The organism is Streptomyces armeniacus (assembly GCF_003355155.1).
In the GTDB taxonomy this organism is placed as follows: Bacteria; Actinomycetota; Actinomycetes; order Streptomycetales; family Streptomycetaceae; genus Streptomyces; species Streptomyces armeniacus.
Genome location: NZ_CP031320.1, coordinates 1,691,122 through 1,703,313, shown reverse-complemented (window position 1 = coordinate 1,703,313; position 12,192 = coordinate 1,691,122). Strand labels below are relative to the sequence as shown.

General features: G+C 69.4%; 9 protein-coding genes, 1 tRNA gene and 1 pseudogene. 3 read left to right on the top strand and 8 right to left on the bottom strand.

Annotated features, from left to right (window positions below):
• Positions 1–77 precede the first annotated feature (77 nt).
• Positions 78–281: pseudogene (locus tag DVA86_RS07505) on the top strand (sulfate adenylyltransferase subunit CysD); the annotation flags it as partial.
• Between the two features lie 67 nt (positions 282–348).
• Here the strand turns inward: DVA86_RS07505 and DVA86_RS07500 are convergent.
• The 4 genes from DVA86_RS07500 to DVA86_RS07485 all read right to left on the bottom strand — a co-directional run bounded on the left by DVA86_RS07500 (position 349) and on the right by DVA86_RS07485 (position 4,680).
• Positions 349–1,164: a carbohydrate ABC transporter permease gene (locus DVA86_RS07500; protein WP_208876784.1), complete on the bottom strand. Its 816-nt coding sequence runs from the start codon at positions 1,162–1,164 to the stop codon at positions 349–351.
• A complete protein-coding gene (locus DVA86_RS07495; RefSeq protein ID WP_208876782.1) occupies positions 1,164–2,090 on the bottom strand; it encodes a carbohydrate ABC transporter permease in 927 nt (308 codons plus the stop codon). Before DVA86_RS07495 ends, DVA86_RS07500 begins: the two co-directional genes overlap by 1 nt.
• A 6-nt stretch (positions 2,091–2,096) precedes the next feature.
• Positions 2,097–3,488 (bottom strand): ABC transporter substrate-binding protein, encoded by a 1,392-nt coding sequence (locus DVA86_RS07490; RefSeq protein WP_281279271.1) that lies wholly within the window; start codon positions 3,486–3,488, stop codon positions 2,097–2,099.
• Positions 3,489–3,636: 148 nt separating this feature from the next.
• Positions 3,637–4,680: an NAD-dependent epimerase/dehydratase family protein gene (locus DVA86_RS07485; RefSeq protein WP_208876780.1), complete on the bottom strand. Its 1,044-nt coding sequence runs from the start codon at positions 4,678–4,680 to the stop codon at positions 3,637–3,639.
• A gap of 106 nt (positions 4,681–4,786) precedes the next feature.
• On the opposite strand from DVA86_RS07485, the gene DVA86_RS07480 reads away from it, so the two are divergent.
• Together DVA86_RS07480 and DVA86_RS07475 are read left to right on the top strand one after the other, a co-directional pair.
• Complete coding sequence (locus tag DVA86_RS07480; RefSeq protein WP_208876779.1) at positions 4,787–5,986, top strand: thiolase family protein; 1,200 nt, start codon at positions 4,787–4,789, stop codon at positions 5,984–5,986.
• A 198-nt stretch (positions 5,987–6,184) separates the two neighbouring features.
• Positions 6,185–6,258: transfer RNA gene (locus DVA86_RS07475), tRNA-Pro, on the top strand.
• A gap of 219 nt (positions 6,259–6,477) precedes the next feature.
• Here DVA86_RS07475 and DVA86_RS07470 read toward each other — a convergent pair.
• From DVA86_RS07470 to DVA86_RS07455, 4 genes are all read right to left on the bottom strand, one after another.
• Positions 6,478–8,859, bottom strand: coding sequence for a beta-xylosidase/alpha-l-arabinosidase (locus tag DVA86_RS07470; protein ID WP_208876778.1), 2,382 nt, complete (start codon positions 8,857–8,859; stop codon positions 6,478–6,480).
• A 76-nt stretch (positions 8,860–8,935) separates the two neighbouring features.
• Positions 8,936–9,829, bottom strand: a complete 894-nt coding sequence (locus tag DVA86_RS07465) for a carbohydrate ABC transporter permease (RefSeq protein WP_208876776.1) — start codon at positions 9,827–9,829, stop codon at positions 8,936–8,938.
• Position 9,830: 1 nt separating this feature from the next.
• Positions 9,831–10,733 carry a carbohydrate ABC transporter permease gene (locus DVA86_RS07460; protein WP_208876774.1) on the bottom strand — a complete coding sequence of 301 codons (903 nt, stop codon included), beginning with the start codon at positions 10,731–10,733 and terminating at the stop codon, positions 9,831–9,833.
• Complete coding sequence (locus DVA86_RS07455) at positions 10,730–12,043, bottom strand: extracellular solute-binding protein (protein WP_208876773.1); 1,314 nt, start codon at positions 12,041–12,043, stop codon at positions 10,730–10,732. The genes DVA86_RS07460 and DVA86_RS07455 overlap by 4 nt, the downstream gene beginning before the upstream one ends.
• Positions 12,044–12,192 lie beyond the last annotated feature (149 nt).

The following is a 12,192-nucleotide window of genomic DNA, read 5'->3' as shown; positions in this document are numbered from 1 at the left end:
CCGACGCACACTCGAAGACCCTTCGCGAAGCCTCCGTTTCTGCCACGATTCGATTAGGGCGGGGGCACGGTCACGACGAAACCCTGGAGACCCGCCAGGTGCGCTACCGCACCGTCGGCGACATGTCCTGCACCGGCGCCGTCGACTCCGACGCCGACACCGTGGACAAGGTCATCACCGAAATCACCGCCTCCCGCCTCACCGAACGCGGCGCCACCCGCGCGGATGACAAACTCTCCGAAGCCGCCATGGAAGACCGCAAACGCGAGGGGTACTTCTGAGGGAGGGCCTTCCCGGAGAAGGACCTCCCGTGAAGCGGGCGGCGGCCGGACGGCCGCCGCCCGCTTCTCACTTGAGCCCGGTCAGCGCGATGCCCCGGACGAAATAGCGCTGGCTGAAGATGAGGATCAGCGCGGTCGGGACGAACATGATGACGGACCCGGCCGCCGTCAGATGCCAGAGCGTGAAGTGCTCCTGGTTGAACAGGGTCAGCCCGACGGGAATGGTCCGCATCTCCTCGGTGGTGGTGGCGACCAGCGGCCACAGGAACTCGTTCCACTGGAAGATGAACGTGAACAGCCCCAGCACCGCCAGCGCGGGTTTCGCCTGCGGCAGCACGATCCGCCAGTAGATGGTGAACTCCGAGGCGCCGTCCACCCGCCCCGCGTGGATCAGGTCGTCCGGAATGGGCTGGATGAACTGCCGCATCAGGAAGATCCCGAAGCCGTCCATCAGGAAGGGCATGATCAGCGCCTGATAGCTGTTCAGCCAGCCCATGTTGGACATCATCACGTACAGCGGGATCATCCGGACGAAGAGCGGGATCATCAGCGTGGCCAGAATCGCCACGAAAAGCGTGTTGCGGAACGGGAAGTCGAACTTCGCGAAGACGTAGCCGACTAGCGGGTCGAAAAGGAGATGGGCGATGGTGATCCCGCCCGCCACGACGAGGCTGTTGACGATGAAGTTGGCGAACGGCGCCTCCTCGAAGAGCGTCGCGTAGTTCCCCCACTGCGGCGAGTCCGGAATCAGCACCGCCTCACCGGACAGCGTCTCGCCCTCCGTCTGCAGGGACAGCGCGACCATGTAGAGCAGCGGAAGGATGGTGAGCGCGCTGGCCAGCACCAGCAGCGCGTAGACGGTGACACGTACGGCCCGGCTCATCAGTACTGCACCTCCCGCCGCCGCCCGGCGCGCAGCTGGACGGCCGTGAAGACCATGATGACGATCAGCAGCAGCACGGAGAGCGCCGAGGAATAGCCGAAGTCACGGCTGCGGAAAGCCACGTTGAAGACGTGGAAGACATAGAGGTCGGTGCTGTCGGCGGGTCCTCCGTTCGTGATGATGTACGCCTGCCCGAACGCCTGGAGCCCCGAGATCACCGCCATGACGGTCACGAACAGGGTGGTGGGTGCCAGCAGCGGCACCGTGATGCGCCAGAACCGCTGCCTGCTGTTGGCCCCGTCGATGTACGCGGCCTCGTAGTAGACCTCGGGAATTCCCTGCAGTCCGGCGAGGAACAGAATCATCGTGTAGCCCGCGATCTGCCACAGGGTGATCACGATGATGGTCACCAGCGGATCGGTGTTGAGCCACTGCTGGGTGGGCAGGTCGAATTCCTTCAGCAGCCGGTTGAGAATGCCGAGTTGCGGGTCGAGGATGTTCCGCCACAGCAGCCCGACCACGGCCACCGACGTCAGATACGGGACCAGCAGCGCCAGCCGGAACACCGTACGCCCGCGCAGCGGCCGGTTGACGAGCAGCGCGAGGCCGAGCCCCAGCACGATCGCCCCGACGGTGGTGCCCGCCGCGAACAGGAGCGTCACCACGAAGGAGTTGCGGGCGGCCGGGTCGTCGAACGCGTCGACGTAGTTCCCCAGCCCGTTGAACTCGTCGGCCTGCGGACCGGAATGCATGCTCGTGTTCACGATGTCGGCGATCGGCATGTAGAAGAACACCGCGAAGAACACGAGCGCGGGCAGGAGGAACAGATAGGCGGTACGCGCCTGCCGCGCCTTCAGGGTGAGCGGCCGCGACCTGCGGAGGCCGCGCGGAAACCGCGCGCTCCGGTCGCGGGTTTTCAGCGGCATTCCCCGCTACCCCTTGATGAGCTTGCGGCCGGCCGTCACGTACTGCTCGTACGCCTTCTCCACCGGTTTCTTCTCCATCACGATGCCCTGGTACATCGTCCGGAAGAGGTCGATGGACAACTCCCCGTACTTCCCGGTCACATAGAGGTCCAGATACGGGTCCTCGGCGTACGTCAGCCCCTTCGCGAACGCCTTGGTGAGCGGATCGTCCTGCACCACGGGTTCCTTCATCCAGGACTTGCGCGGCATCAGCATGCCCTCGTCCCGGGTGACCGCGACCTCCGTGCGCAGTTCCGTGAGCCGTTTGATCAGGTCCCAGGCGAGATCGGGGTGTTTGGCCTTCTTGGGAATGAACACGCTGGTGCCGGCCAGAATGGTGGACTGCTTCTTGCCTTTCGGCACCTGGGCCACGCCGAGTTCGAGGTCCGGGCTGCTCTTCTCGATGGGCTCCAGGTCCCAGGGCCCGGAGACGATCATCGCGGCGCGTTCCGCGGAGAGCAGTTTCTGCGGCCCCGAGTAGTCCGTACCGGGTGTCGGCACCGGGGACACCTTGTGCTTGTGCACCAGGTCGGCCTGGAACTGGAGCGCCTCCAGCGCCGCCGCCCGCGGTGTCAGCAGTTCCTGGCCGTCCGGGTTGTAGAGCCGTACGTCGTTCTGCAGCAGCCAGGGCCAGGCGTACGACTGGTCCTGGTTCAGCGCGATGCCGTGTACATCGCCGCCGGTCAGTCTCTTGCCGACGCTGACCACCTCGTCCCAGGTCGTCGGCGGCTCGACCCGGGCCTTGCGGAACATCGCCTTGTTGTAGAGCAGCAGGCTGCAGGTCTGGTGCAGCTGGATCCCGTACGCCTTGCCCCGGTGGGCGTTGTGCCGGACGGCGGCCTCCTGCCAGTCGTCCGGGTAGCCCATCTCCGCGCCGTCCCGGTCCAGATAGTCCTGGAGGCTGAGGACGTCGCCGCTGAGAGCGAACTCCTGCGTCCAGCCGCCGGGTTCCTCCATCAGGTCCGGCACGTTCCCGGAGGAGAAGTCGGTGAGGATGCGGGTCCGCATGTCCGGCCACTGGTACTTCTGCATCCGTACGGTGACGCCGTGCTTCTTCTCGAAGGCGTCGATGACCTTCTGGTACGCCGCGTAGTCGTGGCCCGCGTTCCAGTAGACCGTGACGGTGCCGCCGCCTCCGTCACCGCCGCCCTCGTCGTCGGGTGCGCCCGAACCGCAGCCGGCCAGCGGTACGGCGGCCGCGGCGCCGCCCGTCAGGGCGAGCATGCGGCGCCGGGAGAGTGCTCCGCCGGGGGCAGGGCCGGCCGCGGGGCCGGGGTCAGGGTCGGGGTCGGTGGCGGGCTGGGAGGCGGGGGCGCGTGAGCCGTTGTGCGGGGTGTTCCGGGAGCCGTTGCGGGACATGGGGGCGCTCCTCTCGACGCGTGCGCCGTCGCACAGTCGACTTCCCATTGCGGCTGAGGGAGCGTGACGCGTCAACCCTCCGTGCCATCTGGAGTACGCACCGCATCCGCCGTACGGAGCTGCCCCTCCGCTGAGCTGCCGCGCCGCCCTACGGTGTGCCCGCCGCCCGCAGCGGCGCCCGCGCGAAACCCTTCATGCCGGCGTCGAAGCCGACCCGCGCCTCCCAGCCCAGCTCGGTCCGCAGCCGTTCCGACGACGCGGTGATGTGCCGTACGTCCCCGAGCCGGTAGCCGCCCGTCACCTCCGGAGCGGGCCCGCCGTACGCGTCCGCCAGCGCCTTCGCCATGTCCAGGATGGTGTGCGGCTCGCCGCTGCCCGTGTTGTACGCGCGCAGCTCGCCGCCCGTACGCCCGCCGCGTGCCAGCGCCTCCAGCGCGGCCACGTTCGCCGCCGCCACGTCGGTGACGTGCACGAAGTCGCGGCGCTGCGCCCCGTCTTCGTACACCTGCGGCGGTTCGCCGCGTTCGAGGGAGGAGCGGAAGAAGGAGGCGACCCCGGCGTACGGGGTGTCGCGCGGCATCCCGTCGCCGTAGACGTTGTGGTAGCGCAGGCTGATCGCCCGCCCGCCGGTGGCGCGCGCCCAGGCCGCCGCCAGATGCTCCTGGGCGAGCTTGGTGGTCGCGTACACGTTGCGCGGGTCGACGGGCGCGTCCTCGGACACCAGGCCCGGTTCGAGCGCGGCCCCGCAGCGGGGGCACGGCGGCTCGAACCGGCCGGCGTCCAGATCCGGCACGGACCGCTGCCCGGGCCGCACCACCCCGTGGATCCGGCAGACGTAGCGGCCCTCGCCGTACACCACCATCGAACCGGCGAGCACCAGCGCGCCGACCCCTGCCGCCGCCATCTGCTCCAGCAGGACGGCGGTGCCGAGGTCGTTGTTGCTCACATAGCCCGCGGCGTCGTCGAAGCGGCTGCTCAGGCCCACGGTCGCGGCCTGGTGGCAGACCGCGTCCACCCCCGCGAGCGCCCCGGCCACGGCCGCGGCGTCCCGTACGTCGCCGGGCACGGAGCCCTCCGGGCCCCGCTCCCGTGCCGCCGTGTCGAACACCACGGGCTCGTGCCCGGCCGCCCGCAGAGCGGCTGCGATGTGCGAGCCGATGAAGCCCGCCCCTCCTGTGACCAGTACGCGCATGGCCACACGCTAGGCCGGTGAACGCCCGGTGGCGCCGTGCCGCTCCCACGCGTCAGAGATCCGTAAGGTCTGGCCACGGGATGCCGGCGGTGCCACGATCGGTGCCATGAACAACGACCGGCTCCGCGATGTGTATGTCGTCGACTCCGTCCGCACTCCCGTCGGCAAGTACGGGGGCGCCCTCGCCCAGGTCCGCCCCGACGACCTGGCCGCGCATGTCGTACGCGCCCTGCTGGACCGTACGCCCGCGCTGGACCCGGCCCGCGTCGGCGACGTCGTGTTCGGGAACGCCAACGGCGCCGGCGAGGAGAACCGGAACGTCGGCCGGATGGCCGTCCTCCTCTCCGGCCTGCCCCTCAGCGTCCCCGGCAGCACCGTCAACCGGCTCTGCGCCTCCGGTCTCGAGGCCGTCGTCCAGGCCGCCCGCGCGGTCGCCGTCGGCGACGCGTGCGCGGTGATCGCGGGCGGCGTGGAGTCGATGAGCCGCGCCCCCTGGGTCGTACCCAAGCCGGAGCGCGCCTTCCCCGCGGGCGCCCCCGAGATGTACTCCACCACCCTGGGCTGGCGCATGGTGAACGACCGCATGCGCCCCGAGTGGACGGTCAGCCTCGGCGAGGGCGCCGAACTCATCGCCGACAAGCACCGCATCACCCGCGAGGACCAGGACCGCTTCGCCGCCGCCAGCCACCAGAAGGCCGTCGCGGCCTGGAAGGAAGGGCTGTACGACGGCGAGGTCGCGCCGTACGAAGGGGTGGACCTGCCCCGCGACGAGACCGTACGGGACGGCAGCTCCCCCGAGGCCCTCGCACGGCTCAAGCCGGTCTTCCGCAAGGACGGCAGCGGCACGGTCACCGCGGGGAACTCCTCGCCGCTCAACGACGGCGCCGCCGCCCTGCTGCTCACCGACGAGGAGGGCCTGGCCGCCACGGGCCGCGAGCCCCTGGCCCGTATCCGCGCCTCGGCGGCCACCGGCATCGAACCGCAGCTCTACGGCCTCGGCCCGGTCGAGGCGGTCCGCCGCGCGCTGGCGAAGGCGGGCCGAGACTTCGGCGGGCTGCGCACGGTCGAACTGAACGAGGCCTTCGCGGCCCAGGCACTCGGCTGCCTCGCCGAATGGCCCGAGCTGGACCCGGCGGTCGTCAACCCGCGCGGCGGCGCCATCGCCATCGGCCACCCCCTCGGCGCCTCGGGCGCCCGCCTCGCGGGCGCGGTCGCCCACCAGCTGGCGGCGGCGGGCTCGGGCACGGGCCTGGCGGCGCTCTGCATCGGCGTGGGCCAGGGCCAGGCACTGGTCCTGGAACGCTGACCACCGGCCCGTCCCGTACGGACCCCGCTCCCGCCGCGTGACCGTCCCGTGCGTGAGCCCGCGCACGGGCCCGCGCACGGGCCCGCGACCGCCCGGGCCTGCGCGGGAGTGCCATAAGGGGTGCGCGAGCACGCCGACGAGTGCGGTATTGTTCTCGTGCACGGCCGACGAGGGGGAAACCCCGCGTCGCACGGGCACCGGGACGTGGCGCAGTTTGGTAGCGCACTTGACTGGGGGTCAAGGGGTCGCAGGTTCAAATCCTGTCGTCCCGACCGCGAAGAATGCAGGTCGGAAGCCGCTTCAGCGTTTGCTGGGGCGGCTTTCCCCGTACGTGCGTCCGCTCCCCGTGGGAGCACTCGTGCTCCCACGCTCCCACTCGGTCAACGGTGCCCCTTTCATCCGCCACCCGTTCCGGTCGCTTTCCCCCGCGGTACGCAGCAGTTGCGCACTGCCGCCAACTGCTGCCGCGACGTGCGCTGCGCACGCCTGGTTCATGGCCGGGCAACCGGCTCCTGCCCGATCGTGGCGTGCAAGCGCCGCGTGTGGTCCACATGGCGCTCGGCTCCGGTCAACGTGACCCTGGCCGTCAGGCGCGGATCCGCGCTGGAGGCGGCCAACCGCACTTCCAGCTCGCCCGGTTCGACGACGCGCCGACCGTCGCGTCCGGTGAAGGAGGCGAGGTCGGCCGGGACCGTGACACGGAGGCGCCGGGCCTCGCCCGGCTTCAGATCGACCCGGGTGTAGCCGACCAGGCGCTGCACCGGCTGGACGACGGAGGCAACCGGGTCGTGCAGATAGAGCTGGACGACCTCGGTTCCGGACCGCTCGCCTGTGTTGCGGACGGTGAAGGTGAGGGTGAACTCGCCGTCCGTCGGAGCCTCCTGGACGTCCACGGTCAGGTCTGTCCAGTCGAACCGCGTGTAGGACAGACCGTGACCGAAGGCGAACACGGGGGTCGGGTCGATGGTGGACACCTCGCTGACGTGAGCGAGCCGCGCTCCGAGGTACGTGGCCGGCTGGGAGCCCGGCCCGCGCGGCACGCTGACCGGGAGACGTCCGGAGGGATTGGTACGGCCACTGAGCACCCCGGCGATCGCGTGCGTGCCCTCCTCACCCGGGAAAAAGGACTGCACGATCGCAGCGGACTCCTCCACGGCGCGGTCGAGAGCGTACGGTCGTCCCGCGAGCAGGATGGTGACCACGGGTGTCTCCAGGTCGAGCAGGGCGTCGAGCAGTTGCTGCTGCGCGCCGGGCAGCACCAGCGAGGCGACGTCACATCCCTCGCCGGTGGTGCCCCGCCCGAAGAGTCCGGCTCGGTCGCCGAGCACGACCAGGGCGATGTCCGCCTCGCGTGCCACCCGGGTGGCCTCGCGGATGCCGGAGAGATCTCCGTCATCGATTCCGGTGCCGCGGACGACCGTGATCTCGGCGTCAGGGAACTCGGCGGCGAGAGTGTCGCGCAGCGTGGGCAGCTCGATGCCGAGTGGGGTACCGGGGTGGCGGACACCAATGTGCTGGGGGAAGGAGTAGCAGCCGAGCACGGCGATGGGCTCGTCGGCGTTGGGACCGAGCAGGGCGATGCGGCGCGGCCTCTCGAGCGGCAGGGTGCCGTCGTTGCTCAGCAGCACGACCGCTTCCTCGGCGATCGTACGGGCCAGCGCGCGATTCTCCGGACCGTCCAGGTCGATTCGGCCGCGCAGGGCGGCCGGGTCGTCCAGGTCCGCCCCGTCGAGCGCCGCCGGCACAGGGCTCCAATCCGGGTCGAGCAGGCCGAGTATCGCCTTCTGGGTGAGTGTCCGGCGCAGGGCGCGATCGACCAACGCCTCCGGTAGGCGGCCGTCGGCGACGGCCTCGGTCAAGGGCGCGCCGTATGTCTTGACATTGGGCAGCTCGACGTCGATGCCGGCGCGCAGCGCCGTGCCGGCGGCGCCGGCCCAGTCGGCTGCGATGCCGTGCAGCGTCTTCAGGAAGGCGATGGCGAAGTAGTCGGCGACGACGGTGCCGTCGAAGCCCCACGTGTCGCGCAGCAGCCCGGTGAGCAGATTCTCGTCTGCCGCGGAGGGCATGCCGTCGGTGTCGGTGTAGGCGTTCATCACCGACCGGGCGCCGCCTTCACGGATCGCCATCTCGAAGGGAGGCAGCAGAACGTCGGCGCGTTCACGCGGGCCCAGGGAGGAGGGAGCGAGGTTACGGCCGGCGCGAGAGGCCGAATAGCCGGCGAAGTGCTTGAGGGTGGCGACGATCCCGGCGGACTCAAGGCCCTGCACGTATGCCGTCCCGATGGTGCCGACGAGGTACGGGTCCTCGCCGATGGTCTCCTCGACCCGGCCCCAGCGGGCGTCGCGCACCACATCCAGGACGGGCGCGAGTCCCTGGTGGACGCCGACGGCACGCATGTCGCGGCCGATGGCTGCGGCCATGCGCCGCACCGTGTCCGGATTGAAGGTGGCGCCCCAGGACAGCGGAACGGGGTAGGCCGTCGCCCCCCAGGCGGCGAAGCCGGCCAGACACTCGTCATGCGCGAGAGCGGGGATGCCGAACCGGTTCGTGGCGGCGATACGGCTCTGGGTGCGGGCCAGGGAGAGTGCGCCCAGAGCGGGGTCGACCGGGACCGTGCCGAAGGGCCGGGTCAGCTGGCCCAGTCCGTTGGGCAGGAGCGCGTCGAGATCGACGGCCTCCTCCATGTCGTGCTGGTGGGGGGCCACTTCACCGCCCTGATCGGAGGCGCCCACCCACACTCCGTACAGCTGGGCGATCTTCTCCTCGAGGGTCATCGCGTCGATCAGGGCGTCGACTCTCGCGGTGACGGGAATGGCGGGGTCGTTCCAGAGGGAGATTCCGGTGGTGTTGTCTACAGCCACGTTGGCGTTCACTTTCCTCCCACGCCCGTCAGCCCCTTGGCCAGGGCGCGGCGGGCGAACAGGTAGACGAGCAGGGCGTCGGCGTCGGTCAACGGCTGAATCCGGCGGTCAGACCGCTCAGCAGCTGGCGGCGGCCGAACGCGTACAGGATGATCAGGGGCAGGGTGGTGAGGACGACGGCGGCCAGGAGGGCGGGGACGTTGACCCCGTACTCGCCCTGGAAGGTCCACAGGGCGAGCGGCAGAGTCCGCTGGGAAGGGCTCTGGGTGAGGATCAGCGGCAGCAGGAATCCGTTCCAGATGGTGAGCGCGTTGAAGATGGTCACGGTGAGGATGGCCGGCCGGGTGAGCGGCGCCGCCAGACGCCACAACGTCCCCCACTCGGTGGCTCCGTCCACCCGCATCGAGTCGAACAGCTCCTTGGGCACGTCGCGGATGAAGTTGGCGAGTATCAGCACGGACAGCGGGATGGCGAAGGCGATCGACGGCAGGATCAGCGCCAGCAGGCTGTCGTACAGCTGTAGCTTGATGATGATCAGATAGACCGGGATGGCCGTCGCCTGCAGCGGGATGGCGAGGCCCATGAGGAACATGCCGTTCACCACGCGCAGGAACCGCATGCGCCAGCCGCGCACGATGGCGTAGGCGGCCATGAAGGAGACCGCGACCGCCGGCACCACCGCGCCGGCGGTGACCACGACGCTGTTCCAGAAGTAGCTGATGAAGTCGGACTCGAGGACCAGCTCGTAGTTGTCCAGTGTGGGGTCGGTCGGCGGCGCCAGCGGGTTGCTCGCGTAGTAGTTGCTCCGGGCCTTGAGGCTGGTGATGAGAATCCAGTAGAGGGGTACGACGACGACAGCGAGCCATAGCCATCCGGCCAGACCGCCGAGCCAGTTGCGCCGGTGGGCGGTCGCACCGGGACGGTGCCCCCGCTCGCGTGGGGTGGTCTTCTGCGGTTGCGGCTTGGTCAGCGTGGTGGTCATGTCAGGCTCCCTCAAGCTGGCTCTCACCGGCGTCCCGGCCTCCGAGCCGGCGCAGCAGCAGGGCGATGGCGAGGCCCATCAGGACGAGGATGACCGCGATGGCGCTGGCCGGCCCCATCAGCTCGGCCTGGAAGCCCCGTTTGTACATGTCCAGCGCGAGGACCCGGGTGGCGTCTCCCGGGCCGCCCTCGGTCAGGACGAAGATGAGGTCGAAGAAGGTGAGCGAGCCGATCACCATCAGCGTCGACGAGGTGATGATGGTGTATTTGAGCTGGGGCAGCGTGATGCTGAAGAACTGGCGGATCTGCCCGGCGCCGTCCAGCTGTGCGGCCTCGTACAGGGACTGCGGGATCTGCTGGACGCCGCCCTGGTAGATCAGCGAGTGGAACGGGACGAACTGCCAGGAGACGACGAAGACGACGACGCCGAAGGCGAGCCAGGGGCGCCCCAGCCAGTCCTTGCTGAGCCACTCGAACCCCAGCCCGGCGCCCAGCCCGAAGTTGGGGTCCAGCAGCGCCCTGTACGCGACCGCGATCGCCGCGGAGCTGAGCAGGAGCGGGACGAAGTAGATCAGGCTCAGCACCGCCCGGTAGCGCTGGCGGCCGGCCAGGAACGTGCCGAGCAGAATGCTCGCCGGTGTCTGAACCGCCCAGGACACGGCCATCACCAGGAACGTCACCCAGAGGGCGTGCGGCAGCCCAGGGTTGGTGAGCACCGCACGCCAGCTGGTCAGCCCGGACGGGTGGATGGTGCCGATCCCGTCCCACGTCGTGAAGCTCAGCGCGAAGACGCCGACGAGCGGGACCAGGGCGAAGCCGACGAAGAACAGCAGCGCCGGCACGGCCAGCCAGGGCAGGATGCTGCGCCGGCCCTCGCGCCCTGTGGAGCCCGTGAGTGCGCTCACTTGCCGATGACCTTGTTGAGATTGTCGGTGAACTGCCGCGGCGAGATGGACAGCTGGAACAGCTTGGCGATGTTGTCCAGCAGCGTCTCGGCGGCCGTCGGGCTGAGCGCCTGGTCCCAGGACTGGCCGAACGTCTTCGCGTTGCTGGCAATGCCGTAGACGAACTCCAGGAACTCGGAACTCTCAGATTCGGCCAGCAGCTTCTCCGAGCCCTTCCGGATCGGCACCGCCCCGGTGTCGATCCACTCCTTCACCTCGTCGTCCGTGAGGACGCCGGTGGCGAAGAAGTCCTTCGCTATCTTCTTCTGCTTGGCGCTGGCCTTCGAGGAGATGGACAGGTACTGGGCGGGGTTGCCGACGGAGTTGCCCGGATCGCCCTTGCCGCCTTCGACGGGTGGGAAGTTCATGAAACCGAGGCCGCCGCCGGAGACGAAGTCTCCGCCCTCGGACTGCTGGATGCCGTACGACCAGGAGCCTTGCAGCATCATCGCGGCCTTGTCGGTGTACAGCAGCGCCTGGTCGGCGTTGGAGTCCGCGGTGATCGAGGAGAAGCCCTTTATGAATCCGCCCGCCTTGACCAGGTCCTGCACCTTGGTCAGCGCCTCGATGGCCGCCGGGTGGGACCAGGCGCCCTTCTCGCCGTCGAAGACGGCCTGGAACACCTCGGGGCCGCCGATGCGGTCGAACAGGAACTCCAGCCACATCATGTTCGTCCACCGGGACTGGCCGCCGAGCGAGAACGGCGCTATGCCCTCCGCCTTGAACTTGGGCACCAGGGACATGATGTCGTCCCAGGACTGGGGCGGCTCCACGCCGACGTCGTCGAAGACCCTCTTGTTGTAGAACAGGACGACCGGCTCCACGCTCTCGAACGGCATCGCGTAGATCCTGCCGTTGACGGTCGCCGCGCCGAACGAGGACGGGAAGAGGCGGTTCTTGATGTCAGGGTTCTCGTCGAACCACGGGGTGAGGTCGTCGACCTGGTCGGCCTCCACGTGGGTGCGCAGCGTTCCGCCGCCCCACCCCCAGATGATGGTGGGCGCTTTCCCGGCGCCGATGGCGGTCTTGATCTTCGTCTTGTAGGCGTCGTTCTCGAAGGTGGTGACCTCGATCTGCCCATTGGGGTTGGCCTCGTTGAACCGCTCCACCGCACCGGTCCTGACGCCTTCCTGAGGCTGGCCGCTCAGGTGCCAGTACGTGGCCGCGCCGTCGCCGCCCTTGCCGGGGCCGGATGAGCCGCATGCTGCGAGGGCCGCGGAGGCCGGCACGCCGGCGGCCAGGCCGAGGAGGGTACGTCGGGAGAGCGCCATGTTCTTCTCCGCACTCGAGAGCCATCGGCTTCTCGTGAGTCATGTGAGTCATGGTGAAAGGTTTTCGAAACTTCCTTCTCTGAGCTCTGTTTCAGCAAACTAGGTTTCGGGCTGACACCCTGTCAAGGTGTGTGCAAGCGCGTGGTCGC